The organism is Microterricola gilva (genome assembly GCF_004217495.1).
GTDB lineage: Bacteria > Actinomycetota > Actinomycetes > Actinomycetales > Microbacteriaceae > Microterricola > Microterricola gilva.
On sequence record NZ_SHLC01000001.1, the window covers coordinates 802,427 to 819,976 of the forward strand.

The 17,550-nt window shown below is 69.2% G+C and carries 19 protein-coding genes; 13 read left to right on the forward strand and 6 right to left on the reverse strand.

The genetic code is table 11. The annotated features are described in order from the left end of the window. Positions 1–31: 31 nt before the first annotated feature. From EV379_RS03565 to EV379_RS03575, 3 genes are read left to right on the forward strand one after another with little or no spacing between them, the layout of a single operon-like run. The gene (locus EV379_RS03565) at positions 32–541 is read left to right on the forward strand and encodes a phosphoribosyltransferase (protein ID WP_055834042.1); all 510 of its coding nucleotides are present in this window, start codon (positions 32–34) and stop codon (positions 539–541) included. Positions 542–554: 13 nt separating this feature from the next. Then, positions 555–1,292 (forward strand): uracil-DNA glycosylase, encoded by a 738-nt coding sequence (locus EV379_RS03570; RefSeq protein WP_130504932.1) that lies wholly within the window; start codon positions 555–557, stop codon positions 1,290–1,292. 23 nt (positions 1,293–1,315) lie between these two features. Further along, on the forward strand, positions 1,316–1,894 hold the full coding sequence (locus EV379_RS03575; protein WP_130504933.1) for a GNAT family N-acetyltransferase: 579 nt from the start codon (positions 1,316–1,318) through the stop codon (positions 1,892–1,894). Between the two features lie 87 nt (positions 1,895–1,981). Here the strand turns inward: EV379_RS03575 and EV379_RS03580 are convergent, their stop codons facing one another. Next, positions 1,982–2,806 carry an SDR family NAD(P)-dependent oxidoreductase gene (locus EV379_RS03580; RefSeq protein ID WP_130504934.1) on the reverse strand — a complete coding sequence of 275 codons (825 nt, stop codon included), beginning with the start codon at positions 2,804–2,806 and terminating at the stop codon, positions 1,982–1,984. A 289-nt stretch (positions 2,807–3,095) separates the two neighbouring features. Between EV379_RS03580 and EV379_RS03585 the strand changes: the two genes are divergently transcribed. Beyond that, complete coding sequence (locus EV379_RS03585) at positions 3,096–3,578, forward strand: hypothetical protein (RefSeq protein WP_130504935.1); 483 nt, start codon at positions 3,096–3,098, stop codon at positions 3,576–3,578. On the opposite strand, the gene EV379_RS03590 is transcribed toward EV379_RS03585, so the two are convergent. Genes EV379_RS03590 through EV379_RS03600 form a run of 3 tightly spaced genes read right to left on the reverse strand, consistent with a single transcriptional unit; the run spans position 3,575 to position 5,698 of the window. Continuing rightward, the gene (locus EV379_RS03590; RefSeq protein ID WP_130504936.1) at positions 3,575–4,276 is read right to left on the reverse strand and encodes an ABC transporter permease; all 702 of its coding nucleotides are present in this window, start codon (positions 4,274–4,276) and stop codon (positions 3,575–3,577) included. The genes EV379_RS03585 and EV379_RS03590 overlap by 4 nt on opposite strands. Before the next feature lie 34 nt (positions 4,277–4,310). After that, positions 4,311–5,219, reverse strand: a complete 909-nt coding sequence (locus EV379_RS03595) for an ABC transporter ATP-binding protein (protein ID WP_130504937.1) — start codon at positions 5,217–5,219, stop codon at positions 4,311–4,313. Then, positions 5,216–5,698 (reverse strand): GntR family transcriptional regulator, encoded by a 483-nt coding sequence (locus EV379_RS03600; RefSeq protein WP_130504938.1) that lies wholly within the window; start codon positions 5,696–5,698, stop codon positions 5,216–5,218. Before EV379_RS03600 ends, EV379_RS03595 begins: the two co-directional genes overlap by 4 nt. A gap of 450 nt (positions 5,699–6,148) precedes the next feature. On the opposite strand from EV379_RS03600, the gene EV379_RS03605 reads away from it, so the two are divergent. Next, a complete protein-coding gene (locus EV379_RS03605) occupies positions 6,149–7,570 on the forward strand; it encodes an HNH endonuclease signature motif containing protein (protein ID WP_130504939.1) in 1,422 nt (473 codons plus the stop codon). A gap of 1,068 nt (positions 7,571–8,638) precedes the next feature. Here EV379_RS03605 and EV379_RS03610 read toward each other — a convergent pair. Further along, complete coding sequence (locus tag EV379_RS03610; protein WP_130504940.1) at positions 8,639–9,118, reverse strand: hypothetical protein; 480 nt, start codon at positions 9,116–9,118, stop codon at positions 8,639–8,641. A 106-nt stretch (positions 9,119–9,224) separates the two neighbouring features. Between EV379_RS03610 and EV379_RS03615 the strand changes: the two genes are divergently transcribed. The 8 genes from EV379_RS03615 (at position 9,225) to EV379_RS03650 (ending at position 17,098) form a co-directional block, all read left to right on the forward strand. After that, on the forward strand, positions 9,225–9,800 hold the full coding sequence (locus tag EV379_RS03615) for a uridine kinase family protein (protein ID WP_130504941.1): 576 nt from the start codon (positions 9,225–9,227) through the stop codon (positions 9,798–9,800). A 45-nt stretch (positions 9,801–9,845) separates the two neighbouring features. Further along, positions 9,846–11,273 carry an amidase gene (locus EV379_RS03620; protein ID WP_130504942.1) on the forward strand — a complete coding sequence of 476 codons (1,428 nt, stop codon included), beginning with the start codon at positions 9,846–9,848 and terminating at the stop codon, positions 11,271–11,273. A 94-nt stretch (positions 11,274–11,367) separates the two neighbouring features. Next, positions 11,368–12,255 carry an ABC transporter ATP-binding protein gene (locus EV379_RS03625; protein ID WP_130504943.1) on the forward strand — a complete coding sequence of 296 codons (888 nt, stop codon included), beginning with the start codon at positions 11,368–11,370 and terminating at the stop codon, positions 12,253–12,255. 139 nt (positions 12,256–12,394) lie between these two features. Further along, a complete protein-coding gene (locus EV379_RS03630; RefSeq protein WP_130504944.1) occupies positions 12,395–13,384 on the forward strand; it encodes an ABC transporter substrate-binding protein in 990 nt (329 codons plus the stop codon). Positions 13,385–13,391: 7 nt separating this feature from the next. Then, positions 13,392–15,497: an iron ABC transporter permease gene (locus EV379_RS03635; RefSeq protein WP_130504945.1), complete on the forward strand. Its 2,106-nt coding sequence runs from the start codon at positions 13,392–13,394 to the stop codon at positions 15,495–15,497. Beyond that, the gene (locus EV379_RS03640) at positions 15,494–16,327 is read left to right on the forward strand and encodes a siderophore-interacting protein (RefSeq protein WP_130504946.1); all 834 of its coding nucleotides are present in this window, start codon (positions 15,494–15,496) and stop codon (positions 16,325–16,327) included. Before EV379_RS03635 ends, EV379_RS03640 begins: the two co-directional genes overlap by 4 nt. 98 nt (positions 16,328–16,425) lie before the next feature. Then, entirely contained in the window at positions 16,426–16,641 is a 216-nt protein-coding gene (locus EV379_RS03645) for a helix-turn-helix domain-containing protein (RefSeq protein ID WP_130504947.1), read from the forward strand. Then, positions 16,634–17,098: a Clp protease N-terminal domain-containing protein gene (locus EV379_RS03650; protein ID WP_130504948.1), complete on the forward strand. Its 465-nt coding sequence runs from the start codon at positions 16,634–16,636 to the stop codon at positions 17,096–17,098. The genes EV379_RS03645 and EV379_RS03650 overlap by 8 nt, the downstream gene beginning before the upstream one ends. Positions 17,099–17,136: 38 nt before the next feature. Here the strand turns inward: EV379_RS03650 and EV379_RS03655 are convergent, their stop codons facing one another. Continuing rightward, the gene (locus tag EV379_RS03655; RefSeq protein WP_130504949.1) at positions 17,137–17,541 is read right to left on the reverse strand and encodes a Fe-S oxidoreductase; all 405 of its coding nucleotides are present in this window, start codon (positions 17,539–17,541) and stop codon (positions 17,137–17,139) included. Positions 17,542–17,550 lie beyond the last annotated feature (9 nt).

The window sequence follows — 17,550 nt, forward strand, 5'->3', positions numbered from 1 at the left end:
CTGAGGGGCAGAGTGCGATTACCCTTACTTCATGGCATTTGACGCAGACGATTCAGCAGCAGGCAACGAGACCATCGAGAAGGAGATTCTCGAGTGGTCGGAATTCGCGGACGCCTCGCGCGATCTCGCGCGGGAAGTGCTGGAGAGCGGCTTCGTTCCCGAGGTCGTCATCGCGGTCGCCCGCGGCGGACTGCTGCTGGCCGGCGCGATCTCCTACGCGCTCGGCACCAAGAACTGCGGTTCGATCAACGTCGAGTTCTACACCGGCGTCAACGAGCGCCTGCCCGAGCCGCAGCTGGCCGCGCCGATGCTCGACGCGCCGGCCCTCGCCGGCAAGCGCGTGCTCCTCGTCGACGACGTCTCCGACTCCGGCCACACCCTCGTGAAGGTGCTCGGGATCCTCGCCGAGAACGGCGCGGAGGTGCGCACCGCGACGCTCTACACCAAGCCGCACACGGTGCTCGAGCCCAACTTCTACTACCGCAAGACGGCCGGCTGGATCGTCTTCCCGTGGTCGGCGCTGCCGCCCGTCGCGGTCTAGCCCGCGCGGCGTCGTGACGGCATCCGGCGGCGACTCGGGAACAGGCCCGGCGTTCGACCGTTCGCAGGTCCACCCCGGCTGGGCGAGCGCGCTCGCCGCGGTGGAGCCGGAGCTGGCCGGGCTCGAGCGTTTCCTCGCGGACGAGCCCGGTTTCCTGCCTGCCCCGGATGCCGTGCTGCGCGCACTCAGGGGAGACCCGGCCGCCGTGCGCGTGCTCATCGTCGGGCAGGACCCGTACCCGACATCCGGGCACTCGATGGGGCTCGCGTTCTCGGTCGCGCCGCACGTGCGGCCGTTGCCGCGCAGCCTCGCCAACATCTACACCGAGCTGCGCGACGACCTCGGGATCGCGACGCCGGCGCATGGCGATCTGAGCGCGTGGGCGGAACAGGGCGTACTGCTGCTGAACCGCGTGCTCACCGTGCGGCCGAGCGAGGCCGGCTCGCACCGGAGGCGCGGGTGGGAGGCGGTGACGGAGGAGCTGATCCGCTCCATCGTCGCGCGTGATCCTGCGCAGCCACTCGTGGTGATCCTCTGGGGCAACGACGCGCAGTCGCTCGTGCCGCTGCTGGGCGGCGCAACTGTGATCAGTTCCGCGCACCCGAGCCCGCTGTCGGCCAGGCGCGGCTTCTTCGGATCCCGGCCGTTCAGCCGCGCGAATGCCGCGCTCGCCCAGCAGGGCGCGCCGCCCGTCGACTGGTCGCTCGGAGCGGTGGACGAGCCACATCCGACGCTCGAAATGCTCTGGTAACAGCGCCGGGTTAATCTGGAATCATGCTCGAAGAGGAATACCAGCCGCGGCGCACACTGCCCAGGCACCTGCAGAAGACGGAGGCGCCGGAGGCGCCGTTTGAGTTCGCGCTGCGCGAGACGACCGCGGCCGATCTGCCGCACATCCGCGAGATCTACAACTACTACGTCGCCAACTCGACGGTGACGTTTGACGAGGACGCCATGACGCTGGCGGAGTGGCGTGACAAGTTCGAGTACCTCACCAAGCTCGGCATGCCGTTCATCGTCGCGGTCTCCCCGAGCGGCCAGATCCTCGGCTACGCCCTCGTCGCGCCGTGGAAGCAGAAGCGGGCGTACCGCTTCACCGTGGAGAACTCGATTTACCTCGGGCCGGCGGCAACCGGCAAGGGGCTGGGCCGTGTGCTGCTCGCCGAGCTCATCGCCCGCTCGAAGCAGGCTGGACTCAAGGAGATGATTGCCGTGATCGCCGATCAGGGCGCAGACGCATCGCTCGCGCTGCACCAGCAGTTCGGCTTCCACGAGATCGGCCGCATGGGCCGGGTCGGATTCAAGTTCGAGCGCTGGCTCGGCATCGTGATGCTGCAGCTCTCCCTCAAGTAGCCCACCCCGCCGCTCGACGTCCATTGAGAGCGGTCAAATGGCCGTTTTTGGGCACTCCAAGCGGCCATTTGACCGCTCTCAACGGAACTAGCGGCGCCTGCCCGGCGTCGTGTTGCGGCCGAGCACGGTCAGCAGCGAGCGCTGCGGCACCAGCCGCACGGCGCGCGCGGCGAAGGCGTTGCCCAATCCGCTGACGATGCGGGGCGGCGTCGAACGGGAATCCAGCGCGCGGAAGGTCGTCTCGATCACCTGGGTCGCGCTCTGCGGGTTGCCGAAGAAGACCTCCTCGTTCTCGGCAACCGTCTTGAACTCCGTCGCGGTCGGCCCTGGGCAGAGCGCGACGACCTTGAGGCCGTTGCCCTTCGCCTCGTACCAGAGGCCTTCTGTGAAGCTCAGCACGTAGGACTTGGTCGCCCCGTATACCGACATGAAGGGCACCGGCTGGAACGCGGCCGTGCTGGCCACATTGATCAGCGCGCCTGTGGCAGGCGCGCTGCGGCCGTGCGCGATGAGCTCCGGCCACAACGCGCGCGTGAGCTCGGTGAGCGCGAGCACGTTCAGCGTCACCTCCTGGCGCACCCGTTCGGCGTCGATCGCACCGAAGTGTCCGTAGCTGCCGAAACCGGCGTTGTTCACGAGGCTGGCAACGCGGATGCCGCGCTGCTCCAGCTCCGAGACGAGCACGGCCACCGCGCCGGGGGCCGTGAGGTCGAGCGGGATCACGGTCGACACCGTGCCGAAACGTTCGGCGAGGTCGACGGCCAGCGCCTCCAGGCGATCCTGGCGGCGAGCCACCAGCACGAGGTCTGCGCCGCGAGCCGCGAACTCACGTGCGAACTCCGCACCGAGGCCGCTGCTCGCCCCGGTGATCAGAACGGTCGTGCCCATGGGGTTGAAGACGAAACGAGACATGGATTCAGGCTAGACCCGATCACTGTGTCCGCGTGCGGGGGAATCGGGCCCCGTGCTCGTCGCCGCGCGTCCGGCCGTCAGCGTTCGACCGCCCGAGCGGTTGGTAACTCAGGCAGGCCCACAGCGTCTGTGCTCGAAGCGACGAGTACTCAAGGGCGGTGCTGGTGCGCCGTGAGTTCTGCCTGAGTTCCTAACCGAAGCACGCCTCCCTGCGGGCCGGCACCCGCCATGCCGAGGCACGCTGCACGTGCGGGGCACCGCCCGGCCGCGCAGAACCTAGGATCGAGGGATGCCCTCCGAGTCCTCCCCAGCACCATCCGAATCAGCGCCAGCCGCTCCGTCGATCCGTCCGGGGCGGCACACCGTGCTGCGCTCCTTCGCCGGGCACCTCGACGCCGATCCGGCCGGAGTCTTCGCGGCCCTGGTCGAGCGGATGCAGGGCGCTCCCGGCGTCGCGGTCGACGCCGCCGCACGCGAGATCGCGCAGCAGGGCGGCTGGTGGTACCGGGGCGAGTACCGGGTGATGGCGGAGCCGAGCGATCATGACGGCGACGCCACCCAGGCCGGAACCGAGGCCGGCGCTGCGGCATCCGGAACCCGGCTCGAGTACGAGATCGTCAACGTCGCGCAGAGCTGGCACTGGGCCGGACCGATCGCCGGGCGCAGGGTGCTCGCCGACGCGCCCTATGGCTTCCATGCGCTGCTGAGCGACATCGAGGCCGAGCTCCACCCCGAGGCTGGGGCCGACGAGGCGGAGCGGCCGAGCAGCTAGTTCTTCGTCGTCGCCTTGCTGAGCACGGCGAAGCCGGCGACCCCGGCGAGCACGGTCGGCACCAGCGACCACGCGGCGAGGCCGATCGCTCCACTCTCCGTGGCCCAGGCGCCGATGGCCGCCCAGCTGTTCGTGTAGGTGATGAGCGCGAAGCCGCCGACGAGCGCGACGCCGCCGAGCACCCAGAACAACACCATGCCGTTGACGCGCCAGCGCATGTAGATCGTGGCGATGGCGGCGCCGACGAAGCAGCAGAACAGCTGCAGCGTGAAGAACAGGAACCAGTAGGCGAGTGGGCTCGCGTCCGGCCCGAGCACGGTGAAGATCGTGCCGTTCAGCCACCAGCCGTCGCTGGCGATCTCGATCGCCGCCAGCGCGGTCAGCACCAGTGCGTTGCCCGCGCCGATGAGGGCGAAGGTGAGCGCGGTGCCGAGGTAGAAGTCGCGGCGGGTCACACTGAAGCCGAGCGCGAAGGGGAAGGTGAGGTTGATCGACATGATCGCCGCCACCATCAGGTAGATGAAGATCGAGCCGACGGCGCCGCTTGCGACGCCGATGCCGGTCACGCCGACCGAGCGCAGGATCATCCAGATCGCGAGGGTCATGGCGAAGGCCGTGCCCATGATGATCCACGGCAGCACGATGTAGGTCCAGCGGTTCACGAGGTGCAAGCGCACGACGTTCCAGATGCGAGTCATGGTTGGTGTCCTTACTCTGTTGTTTCTGGGCCGCTCAGGCCGAGGCCTGGAACTCGTGGGCGGACGTGTTGGTTGTGCGCACGATGAGTTGCTGCAGCGAGACGGGCAGCAGCTCGAGGCCGGATTCTGCGGCATCCGCGCGTTCGAACGCGTTCAGCTGCCCCTGAATGGTGACGGATGCCAGCCCGCCGATGCTCTCGCTGTGCAACAGTTCGCGGCCGGCGGTGAAGCGCTCGACGGCGGCACGGGTGCCCGCGACGGTCGTGGCCGAGCCGCGCAGGGTGTCGGCCTCCTCGTCGATGATGATGCGGCCGTGGTCGATCACGAGCACGTGCTCGAGCAGGTTGCTCACCTCGTCGATCAGGTGGGTGGAGAGGATGACGGTGCGCGGGTGTTCGGCGTAGTCGCTGAGCAGGCGATCGTAGAAGATCTGTCTGGCGACGGCGTCGAGACCGAGGTACGGCTCGTCGAAGAAGGTGAGCGGCGCACGCGAGGCGAGGCCGACGATGACGCCGACTGCCGAGAGCTGGCCGCGGGAGAGCTTCTTCATCGCTCGGTTCAGCGGAACGCCGAACTCCTCGATCAACTGCTCCGCGAAGGCGGCATCCCAGTTCTTGAAGAACCAGGGTGCGCTGCGGAAGACGTGCTTGGCACGGAACTCGTCCGGGTACTTCTGGCTCTCCTTGATGAAGCAGATGTTCCTGAGGACCGCGGCATTCTCGACAGGGCTCGCGCCGAAGACGTCGATCGTGCCGGACGTGGCGAAATCCTGGCCGGTGAGCAACTGCATCAGCGTCGTCTTGCCCGCGCCGTTGCGACCGAGCAGGCCGTAGATCGTGTTCTCGCGCACGGTGAAGCTCACGTCGTCGACCGCGGTGACCTGGCCAAAACGCTTGCTGAGGTTGGCGACCGAGACGACGTCGCCTGCTGTCGTTGGGTTCATGAGTGTGCCTCTTTCGGCTGTGCGTGTGTCGGGCTGTCGGTTGTGAGCGATGCGTGTGCGCGTTGCGGGGCGGCTCGTTGCGAGGTCGTCCGCTGAGCGTCGACCCAGTTGTCGGATGCCAGGGCGGCCGCCTCATCAAGCAGCAGTTCGCCGAGTCGGGTGGGGGAGATGTCGAGCTTGGATGCCTCGGCCAACAGCGGCCTGAGGTACTCAAGGCTGAATCGCGCTCGCCGCTTCTCGAGCAGGCGCTCGCGGGCCCCGCCCGCAACGAACATTCCGATGCCGCGTTTCTTGTAGAGGATGCCGTCATCCACGAGCAGGTTCACGCCCTTGCCGGCGGTGGCGGGGTTGATCCGATAGAACGCCGCGAACTCGTTCGTCGACGGCACCTGACTCTCCTCCGCCAGTTCACCGGCGATGATGTCGTCCTCGACGCGCTCGGCGATCTGCACGAAGATCGGGCGATCGTCGCTGATCACCGCAGGCCTCGAATCACGCCCGGCTTCGTCGGTTCATTACCCATGTAACTAACCAACTACGTCGATCCCCGTTTGTCAAGCGATCCGCCGGTGGAGCTTGTCGAAACTCCGCTGGCTGAGTCCGTCGAAACCCGCTGGTTGAGCCTGTCGAACCCCCGCCTACCCCTCGCTGGTTGAGCCTGTCGAAACCCGTTGGGTGAGCTGTCGAAGCCCGCTGGTTGAGCTTGTCGAAACCCCGCCGTATCCGCCCACCCCGCTGGTCGAGTAGCGCGACGCGCAGCGTTGCGAAAGGCGGCAGCCGACTCCCAGGCAACCCCGGGAACCGCCACCGATGCTGGTGCGGCGTCGATCCGCGACCACCTGTTGTGCACAGGCAACGGTTCCCGGAAAGTTATCCACATCAGGCCTTTTTCCTAGGCGCTCACCTCTCGCCGGGGTAAAATTGAACCCATGGGAACGCCGACGGACGCAGTCAACGAGGCACACGGCCTGCTGCTCTCCGCCCTCGCTGACACCGATGTTCGACTGCTGCGCAACGACGCCCTGCTGGAGTTCACCGCCGCGGCCGAGGCTGCCGGCCGCGCCGTCGACGCTCTCCGCATCCAGGCCGCCGCCGAGGTCGCGTTCCACTCCCGCCCCGAACTCGGCGAGGACCGGCTCTCGGCGAAGAAGGGGTGCCGGAACGCGGTTGAACTCCTGTCCCGGATCAGCCTCGCCTCGGAACGCACCCTGACGCAGCGGATGCGGCTTGGCGAAGCGACCCGTCCCAGACTGGCCCTGAGTGGCGAGACGATGCCGGCCCGCTTCGACCGGATCGCCGACGCTCTCGGCACGGGATCCATTGGTTACGACAGTGCCGCGGCAATCATCGACACCCTGGACCCGATCCGGGGTCGAGTCGGCGACCTCAACGTGGCGCACGCCGAGACGGCGCTCGTCGCCGCCGCCACCGGGCCCACGGTCGAATCACCGGTGCCGTTCGCCGCCGACGAGATTCGCGGCCAGGCGCGGGTCTGGGAGACCGTGCTCGATGAGGACGGCACCGTCCCGGCGGAGGAGCGGGCCATGCTGGCGCGCGGTATCAGCGCCGGGGTGACCCGGGACGGGGTCGTGCACCGCAAGATGACCCTGCTGCCCGAGATCGACGCCAAGTTCGAAACCCTGCTGAACGCGTATCTGAACCCGCGCAGTAAACCGTCTTTCAACGACCCCGACCCAGATGCGCCGAAAGACCCCCGGGCGAGCGCGCAGGCCCGCCACGATGTGTTCGCGAGCCTGATCGATGGGGCCGCCCGGAGTGCGTCTGCACCGACGATCGGTGGGGCGGCGCCGACGGTACTCGTCTCGGTGCGGCAGGCCGACCTCGACGCCGGTACCGGGGTCGGGTTCGTTGAGGGCTGTGAGGCCCCGATTTCCATGCGGGCGGTGGAGCAGTTCGTGTGCGCCGGTGGGCAGCAACATGTGGTGATCGGCCCGGACGGCACGATCAACTGCATTGGGAGCAACGACCGGGTCTTCAATGCCACCCAGCGGCGGGCGATCACCCTCCGCGATGGTGGCTGCATCATCCCGGGCTGCTCGATCCCGGCCGCGTGGAGTGAGATCCACCACGTGAAGGCGTATCGGGATGGTGGCGAAACCGAGACGTGCAACGGAGTCCTGCTCTGTTGGTTCCATCACCGCACGATCGAGACCAACGGCTGGCAGATCCTCATGATCGACGGCGTCCCGCACGTGAAACCGCCGCCCTGGCTGCGGAACGGACGCTCCGACGCCGACACCCCCTGGCGAAGATCGACCAAGTCCCGCACCCAACAAGCTGATCTGCTTCAGCAAGAACAGCAAACGGCGCCACTCCCCACGCTGGCTTGAGCGAGCGGCGCCGCGACGAAGGAGCAGCGACGCCCGCGAAGCCCCGAGCGGATCCGCCGACACTGCGGCTGCGGCATCCGGGCGACCCGATCTGGTCAGACGCTCAGGGCTTCGGGGGCGGCCTCGTTCCTCGGCTGCTCCCTCAAGCCAGCGCGCACACGAACGCCCATCTCCACGCTGGCTTGAGCGAGCGGCGCCGCGACGAAGGAGCAGCGACGCACGCGAAGCCCCGAGCGGATCCGCCGACTGGTCTGCGGCATCCATGGCGACCGGATCCGGTCAGGCGCTCAGGGCTTCGGGGGCGGCCTCGTTCCTCGCCTGCTCCCTCAAGCCAGCGTGAGAGTGGGCGTGGGCGAGACGCCGCCTGCACGCTGGCTTGAGCGAGCGGCGCCGCGACGAAGGAGCAGCGACGCACGCGAAGCCCCGAGCGGATCCGCCGACACTGCGGCTGCGGCATCCGGGGCAACCCGATCCGGTCAGACGCTCAGGGCTTCGGTCGCTGGCGCTCCCTCCAGTCAGAGTGCATATGAACGACCATCTCCACGCTGGCTTGAGCGAGCGGCGCCGCGACGAAGGAGCAGCGACGCACGCGAAGCCCTGAGCGGACCCACCGACACGGCGGCTGCGGCATCCGGCAACCCGATCCGGTCAGGCGCTCAGGGCTTCGGGGGCGGCCTCGTTCCTCGGCTGCTCCCTCGAGCCAGCGTGCATATGAACGCCCATCTCCACGCTGGCTTGAGCGAGCGGCGCCGCGACGAAGGAGCAGCGACGCACGCGAAGCCCTGAGCGGACCCACCGACACGGCGGCTGCGGCATCCGGCAACCCGATCCGGTCAGGCGCTCAGGGCTTCGGGGGCGGCCTCGTTCCTCGGCTGCTCCCTCGAGCCAGCGTGCATATGAACGCGCATCCCCACGCTGGCTCGAGCGAGCGGCGCCGCGACGAAGGAGCAGCGACGCACGCGAAGCCCCGAGCGGACCCGCCCGCACTGCAGCCTTGAGATCCAGCGTGCCCAAGCGCTCAGGGCTTGGGTCGCTTGCGCTCCCTTATCCGCCGTGAGCGCCGCCGCGCTACCGGAGATTCGCCGGCGTCTGGAACTTCGGCTCCCGGATCAGGGCGGGCAGTTTGCGAAGCCGAATCGCGGAGTTCAAGTACAGATAGGCCAGTGTGGCGAAGCCGATGCTGTCAATGATCGTGACCGCGACGCCTTGGGACGGCCGAGCGCCTTCGGGGTCGAGAACGGGGGACAGGGCGAAGGACAGCACGACATACGTGAAGAGGATGCCGAGCACCCAACTCAGTCGAGGTCGAGCCGTCATCCTCCACCATGCGCGTCGGGGCGGGACCGGTTCGCCCCTGGCGCGGAACAGTCGAGCGCCAACAAGGAAGCTAACGATCGTGACGAGAGAGTTCAGCACGCTGGCGACGAGCATCGGTGTGCCGAGCCCCCGCAACAGCGCCCCGATTGCGAAATTGATCGACAGTGCACCGAGCACGTAGAGCAGCTTCGTGTACCACCGGGTGATGCGGATGTCCCAGAGTCGCTTCATTGCTTCCTCGCCGTCGCGGAGTGCTTTTCGCTCAGCGTAGCCGCGCCGCCCTGCCATGGCTGTCGCCACACGCCTCACCGGTCAGACGCTCCGCTATCGTCGGACAATGGTTACCGCCGAAGACTTGCCGGAGTTGATTCAGGACGAGCGCCGGAGAGCCGGTCGCCCGATCACAGTCGGCATCTCGGGGTACTGCGGCTCGGGCAAGTCCACGCTCGCGCGTCACCTCGCCGCTGTCATCCCAGGCAGCCTACGAATGCGCGGTGACGACTTTCTTGACCCAGCTCGATCCCACCAGCGATCCCATGACTGGGATGGGGTGGAGCGCGAACGGCTCGTCACGGACGTTCTTGCGCCCTTTCAAGAATCCCGTGCCTCGCAATTCCAACGCTATGACTGGTCGAGGCGCGAACTCGGCGCCGTTGAGAGGCTGCCTCTGGCCGACGTTCTCCTGGTCGATCTGATCGGACTCTTCCACCCGCAGGCGTTGAAGCACCTCGATGTGACGTTCTGGATGGACGTCGACCTGACGGTCGCGACTGAGCGCGGCATGGCGCGAGACCAGTCGTTGGGCCGTAATCATGAGTCGCTGTGGCGAGATGTGTGGATTCCCAACGAGCGCGACTTCGGCGCCGAGTTCGATCCACGATCGGCGGCGGAGTTCTTCGTCACGGCGGAGTGAGTCGTGGAGTGTCGAGCCGAGCGGCGTCCGCAATAGGCTCGGGGGATGGCTGAACTGCACGACCTCACCGCGCTCGACCAATGGCAGGCGTTGCAGAAGGGCGAGTTCTCGCCGCTCGATCTCACCGAGCACTACCTCGCCCGCATCGAGCGCCTGAACCCCGAGCTGGGTGCCTTCGTCACGGTGACACCGGATGCCGCCCGCGCCCGTGCCGCGGAAGTCGAGCAGTCCGTGCCGTGCACAGCGCCGATCTGGGGCCTCCCGTTCGGCGACAAGGACCTCGAGATGCGCGCCGGCGTGCCGACCCGCTTCGGCTCCCGCCTCTTCGCCGACTTCGTGCCGCCGATCTCCGACGAGATCGTTGAGGCGCTGGACACCGCCGGCGGCGTGAGCCTCGGCAAGACGGCCACGCCCGAGTTCGGGCTGCCGAGCTACACCGAGAGCCTGGCCGGGCCGCCTGCCCGCAACCCGTGGGATCCGACGCTCGGCTCCGGGGGCTCGAGCGGCGGTGCCGCTGTGGCCGTGGCATCGGGAATGCTGCCGTTCGCGCCGGGCAGCGACGGCGGGGGATCCGTGCGTATTCCCGCAGCGGCATGTGGCCTGGTCGGGCTGAAACCCTCCCGCGGACGCGTGCCGGGCGGCAGCGCGATCGACTCGCTCGCCGGCCTCGCGGTGCCCGGACCGCTTGCCCGCACCGCCTCCGACGCGGCCCTGTTGTTCGACGCCATGATCGCTCCGAGCGGCTACCCGGTCGACCACCACTACGCCCTGCGTGCGCCAGGCGACGACGGCCCGTTCCTGGCCGCGGCGGTGCGTGGCGAGGGCCGTTTCCAGCTCGGTGTGATGACGACATCCGCCTGGGACAGCGCATACGACATCACGATCGCTCCCGAGGCGCGGCAGGCCCTCGCCGACGCCGTCGCCGCCTTCTCCACGATGGGCCACGGCATCGAGGAGACTGCACTCGAACCCGACGATAGCTTCGCGCCGGCGTTCCGCACGATCTGGCAGGCCGGCGCCGCCTCGATCCCCGCCGAGACCCCGGAGCAGGAGGAACTGCTCGAGCCGCTCACGCGCTGGCTCATGCACCGTGGGCGCGAGCTCAGCGCACGCACCCTCGCCGAGGCGCTCAAGACGCTCGCGGCCTATGAGCGCTCGCTCATCCGCCAGCTCTCCCGCTTCGACGCCGTGCTCACCCCGGCGCTCGCGCTCACCCCGCGACCGATCGGCTGGTACGACTCCGAGGACGGCGAACGCAATTTCGCCCAGCAGGTGCAGTACACGCCGTTCACCTCGATGCTCAACGTCAGCGGTCTGCCCGCGATCGTGCTGCCGATATCCGAGACGGATGCCGGGCTGCCCATGGGCGTACAGATCATCGGGCGCCCTGGCGGCGAGGCGACGCTGCTCGCCCTCGGAGCGCAGCTCGAGCGCCGCGTGCACTGGGAGCGCCGGCATCCGCAGGGCTGGTGATCGTCGAGGGCACATGGGGAACAGGGTGCCGTTTGGTTAGGCAATCCTCACTTGAACTTGACAAGGTTATCTAAGGCTTACCTAAAATGGGGGAATGCTCGGAATCGACCTCACCCTCGCCTACAACGGCACCCCCGTTGTGCACGGCGCCGACATCGCACTCGCGCCCGGCCGGGTCACCGCGTTGGTCGGTCCGAACGGCAGCGGCAAGTCCACCCTGCTGCGCACGCTGGCCCGTCTGCACGCACCGGAGTCCGGGCGCATCGAGCTGCCGGCAGAGGGCATTGACACTGCGGATGTCGCACCGAGCGACGCAGCGCCGATCGACGCGCTGAGCCTCAGCAACCGCGACTTCGCCCGCCGCGTCACGCTGCTCGCGCAGAGCCGCCCGACGCCGGCCGGACTCACGGTGCGCGAGGTCGTCGAGTTCGGCCGCCACCCGCACCGCGGTCGCTGGACACGCGGCGACGCCGACGGCGCTGCCGTTGTCGAGAACGCCATGAGCATCACCGGGGTCGCCGAACTCGCCGAGCGCCAGGTCGACCGGCTCTCCGGAGGCCAGCTGCAGCGCGTCTGGCTCGCCAGCTGCCTCGCACAGGACACAGCCGTGCTCCTGCTCGACGAGCCGACCACCTACCTCGACCTCCGCTACCAGGTCGAACTGCTCGACCTCATCCGCGACCTCGCCGAGGTGCACGGCGTCACCATCGGTGTCGTGCTGCACGACCTCGACCAGGCAGCCGCGATCGCCGACCACGTCGTGCTGCTGGCAGGCGGCCGCGTTCAGGCCTCCGGCTCCCCGGAGCAGGTGCTCACCTCCGAACTCCTGAGCGACGCATACGGCATTCGCGTCGACGTGCACAACGACGAGGCGAGCGGGCACGTGCGCACCCGCGCCATCGGCCGTCACAACTCCGCCAAGGCCAGAACGGCGACCAGCGCAGCGGAATCTCGCCCGGTCCTCGAGCTCGCGCTGGCCTAGCGCAGGCATCGGCGGCCCATCGGTCGACATCGGCCGGGCGTCAGCGTGCCCGCTGGCACTCGGAACCGCCACCACCAGACCCCCGCATCACCCCTGGCGACTCACCTCGCCGCCTCCCCACCCCAAGGAATCCATGACAATGCCAATCAGAACCGCGCGCACCATCGCCCTGTCCATCGCCGCGGCAGCGACCGCCGTCCTCCTCGTCGGCTGCGGCACGACCGAAGACACGACGCCTGCGGCATCCGGAAGTGATGCGGCCATCACCATCACCGACGACCGCGGCGAGACGATCGCGCTCGACGCCCCGGCGACCAAGGTCGTCGCACTCGAGTGGAACACCGCCGAGAACCTCGTCGCACTCGGCGTGATGCCCGTCGGCGTCGCCGATGTCGAGGGCTACGCCACCTGGGTCAAGGCGGAGAAGCTCGACGAGAGCGTCACCGATGTCGGCCAGCGCGGCGAGCCGAGCATCGACGCCATCGCGGGCCTCGCCCCCGATCTCGTCCTCACCACGACCGACCTCAGCGAGAGCGCCATCGCCCAGATCGAGGAGTTCGCCCCCGTGCTCGTCGTGCGCGGCGCCAACGCCAGCGACGCCATCGGCCAGATGGAGAAGAACCTCAACAACATCGCCACGGCGACCGGCACCGAAGACGAGGCCGCCGAGCTGATCGAGGGCTTCGACGCGAAGATCGCGGAGGGCAAGGACGCCATCGAGGCGGCCGGCCTCACCGGCACCGAGTTCTTCATGAGCGACGCCTGGGCCTCCAGCGGCCAGGTCTCCATCCGCCCGTTTGCCCAGGGTGCGCTGCTCTCCGAGATCACCGAGGAGCTCGGCATGAAGAACGCCTGGACCGAGGAGGGCGACGCCGACTACGGCCTCGGCTCGACCGACGTCGAGGGCCTCACCGCACTCGGTGACGTGAGCTTCTTCTACGTCGCGACCGAGGGCATGGACCCGTACCAGAACGAGCTCGCGACGAACGCCGTCTGGACCTCGCTTCCCTTCGTGCAGAGCGGAAACGTCCACCGCCTCGCCGACGGCATCTGGATGTTCGGCGGCCCGTCGTCGATGAACGACTACGTCGACGCCGTCATCGCGGCCGTCGCACCCGCCGCCAACTAACACAGCGGTGACCACCCTCCAGAGCGCTCCGAGCGCCACGGATGCCGCGGCTCCGGCGGCCAGGAAGGCGACACTGTTCGCCGCCCTGGCCGCCGGCCTGGTGCTCGTCGCCGTGCTCGCAGCGATCCACGTGACGCAGGGCTCGTCCTCCGTCAACGTCGTCGACCTGTGGAACGTCATCACGGGCAACGGCGACGACCAGGCCGCGGCCGTGCTCGTCGCCTCCCGCGTTCCGCGCTTGCTCGCCGGGCTGCTCGTCGGAGTCTCCCTCGGCGTCGCCGGCATCGTGATGCAGACCGTCGCCCGCAACATCCTGGCATCGCCAGACACCCTCGCCGTCAACGCCGGCGCCTACCTCGCGGTGGTCGCCGTCACCGCGTTCGGCATCAGCGTCCCACTGCTCACCGGCAGCCTCATCGCCTTCCTCGGCGGCCTCGCCGCCGCCGCGCTCGTGCTCGGCCTGGCCGCGGGCGGCGGTGGCAACGGCAACGGTGCAGGCACCGTCCGCCTCGTGCTTGCCGGCTCCGCCATCGCCCTCGCCTTCAGCGCGCTGACCACCATGCTGCTCCTGCTCTTCGCCGAGGAGACGACCGGGCTGTTTGCATGGGGCGCTGGCACCCTCGGCCAGACCAGCCTCGACGGCGTCGCCCAACTCGGCCCCGTCGTTCTCGCGACCGTTCTCGTGCTCATGCTGTTCGCGCACAAGCTCGACATCCTCGCCCTCGGCGACGACACCGCCGCCGTGCTCGGCGTGCGCGTGCGCCGCACCCAGACCATCGCGATCGTGCTGGCCGTGCTGCTCTCGGCATCCGCCGTCACCGTCGCCGGCCCCATCGGCTTCGTCGGACTCGCGGCGCCCGCGATCGTTCGCCTGCTCGCCGTCCGCATCCCGGGGCTGCAGCGGCACCGAGCGCTCATCCCGGCCAGCGCCATCATGGGCGTGATCGTGGTCCTCGGCGCCGACGTGCTGCTGCGCCTGATCTTCGGCGGTGCCGCGGGCGTCGAGGTGCCGACCGGCGTCGTCACGACCCTGTTCGGGGCCGTGTTCCTCGTCATCCTCGCGCGGAAGCTCACCGACACGGGGGCGACCGGCTCCGCCGCCGCCTTCGCGCTCAGCTCGACGGCCAGCCCGCGCACCCGTCGCCTGCTCATCGTGGGCGCCGCGGTGCTGCTCGTCGCCGTCGCCTTCGTCTCGCTGCTGCTCGGCGACGCCAAGCTGCTCGCCGGCGACCTGCTCAACTGGCTCACCGGGCAGGCCGGCCCCGTCACCGAATTCGTGCTCAACACGCGGATGCCGCGCGTGCTCGCCGCGATCCTCGCCGGTGCGGCCCTCGCCGTCGCCGGAGCCGTCGTGCAGGCTGTCTCGCGCAATCCGCTCGCGGAACCGGCCCTGCTGGGCGTCACGGGCGGTGCCGGAGTCGGCGCAGTGCTGATCATCACCGTCGCGCCCCTCGCCAGCTTCTGGGCGGTCACGGCCGGCGGTCTGCTCGGCGCGGTCGCGGCGGCCGTCATCGTCTTCGGGCTCGCCGCCCGCGGCGGCTTCGCGCAGAGCAGGCTCATCCTCATCGGTATCGGTGTGTCGGCAGCGGCCGGCGCGATCGTGAGCATGCTCATCATCTCCACCGATCCGTACAATGGCGCGAAGGCCCTCACCTGGATGTCCGGCTCCACCTACGGCCGCACCCTGCCGCAGCTCATCCCCGTGCTGATCGCGATCATCGTCGCCACACCGATCCTCGTCGGTGCGCGCCGCGACCTCGACGTGCTCGCACAGGATGACGACACCCCGCGCATCCTCGGAGTCCCACTCGGTCGCACCCGGCTCGGCCTGCTCAGCGTCGCCGTTGTGCTCACCGCCACCGCGGTGGCCGCCGTCGGCGTGATCGGATTCGTCGGGCTCGTCGCCCCGCACGCCGCCCGCGCCCTCGTCGGCGGCAGGCACGCTCTCGTGCTGCCGATGTCCGCCCTGCTCGGGGCCCTGCTCGTCTGCGTCGCGGACACCCTCGGTCGCACCGTCATCGCCCCCGGCCAACTGCCGGCCGGCCTGCTCACCGCCGTCGTCGGCGCACCATACTTCGTGTGGCTGCTCTGGCGTTCAAGGAGAACATCATGAAGCCCAGCTACCGGCTCTTCGACGTCACCGTCGCGAGCATCCGCCCGCTCAGCCCGCACTTCACGCGGGTGACGTTCACGGGACCCGATCTGCACGAGTGGGGGTGGTTCGGCGCCGACCAGCGCATCAAGGTCGTCCTGCCCGGCGACATCTGGCGCACGTACACGATCCGCGCCGCGCGCCCCGCGATGCGCGAGGTCGACGTCGATTTCGTCTCACACGGGCTCACCGGCCCGGCGACGCGGTGGCTGGCCGCTGCCGTCGTCGGTGACGCACTTGGGTTGATCGGCCCGGATGCGACGAGCGGTGCGGAGCCGGACGGCTACGTCTGGCGGCCGGGCGACGCACGCACGCTGCTGCTCGCCGCCGACGAGACCGCCGTGCCGGCCGTCGCCGTGATCCTGGAGGGGCTCCCGGCGGATGCGACGGGCCACGTGTTCCTCGAGGTGCCGAGCTCCGGCGACACCCTGCCGCTGCACGCCCCGGCCGGTGTGCAGATCAACTGGTTGCCCCGCGAGGAGCTGGCCTACGGCGAGGCGCTCGTCCCCGCCGTCACCGCCTGGGTCGACGCCTGGGCCGCGGAGTGGGCGCCAGTCGAGCCCCTCGAAGGCGCCGAGGAGGCCCCGGGCACGGAGAACGCGGAGGGCGCGGAGTACGAGATCCTCTGGGAGGTGCCGGAGCAGGCGGCATCCGCCGACCTCTACGCCTGGCTGGCCGGCGAGGCCGGGGCCATCACCGGCCTCCGCCGCCACCTCGTGCGCGAGCGTGGTGTCGACCGCAAGCAGGTCGCGTTCATGGGCTACTGGAAGCTCGGCCGCTCCGAGAACTAGGGCCGGCACGCTCTCCCAGAGTCAACGAAGCCGGGGTGTCGCGACGGTTCTGTCAGTTTGGATTGACAAATTCCGTTTGTCAGTTCAGACTGACAGGCATGGAACCACTGGATCTTGACCAGCTGCGCACCGCCGACCCGGTGACCGGACTGCGCGCCGTGACGGCGCTGCATCGACTCGCAGAACGCGTCGAGGCGACCCACGTCGCTGAGGCGAGACGAGCCGGATGGTCGTGGGAGCAGATCGGTGACGCCCTCGGCGTCACCCGCCAGTCGGTGCACGCGAAGCACGGGAAGCGAGAGAGCAATGTTTGAGCGATTCAGCCGATCGGCACGGGCGGCCGTCGAGGATGCCGTCTATGAGGCAGGCCGGCGCGGTGACCGCCGCATCGGCACGGAGCACCTGCTGCTCGCCCTCCTGGCCGACGATGACCTGGCGCGAATCGTCGGTGTCGACGCGTCGGCGGCGAACGAGGCCGTCGACCGGCTGGACCGCTCGGCGCTGGCCGCCGTCGGACTCACAATGGGGGACTTCCGGCACATCGCGCTCAGCCGCTCCACCCGACACACGGCGTCGATGACGTCAGGCGCGAAGACAGTGCTCAAGCACTCCCTCGGCGCCGCGGTATCCGAGAAGGCGAAGGAGATCACCTCGCGGCACATCATGCTGGCGCTGCTCGAGCGGAACGAGCCCGATCCGGCCGCGACGCTGTTGGCGGCGCTGCCCGTCGACCGCGCTGCGCTGCTGGACCGGCTGAACCACGGCGGCTGAGCCGGGCCGGTTGAGTCAGGCCGGTTGAGCAGGGCCGGTTAGGGCTGCTGCGGCCGCTGTGAGCCAACGGAGGAGCGGCCCCGCGTGCGCAGGTAGCCGCCCTTCTCCAGCCCGGCCTCGATCTCGAAGCGGTTCCTCAACGGGTTGCGACCGGCCAGCAGGTACATCAGCGGGAACAGCATGCCGTACCGCTGCCACTGCCGCTTGTGCACGACCTCGTGCTCGAGCACGTCAGCCGTCACGTTGTGGTCGGTCAGGTAGCAGGCACCGACGCAGGAGCCGCCGCGGCCGAACGCCCACTTCGGCAGTCCGCGGAAGACGAAGAGGCCATCGACGCGCTCGACGCGTCCGGTGCTCCAGATGAAGCCCCAGACCAGGCCGACGGCCGTCGCGTAGAGGTAGCCGAGCCGGCTGAAGGGGGAGTCCAGGAGGAGCGTGCGCACAGCCTCAGC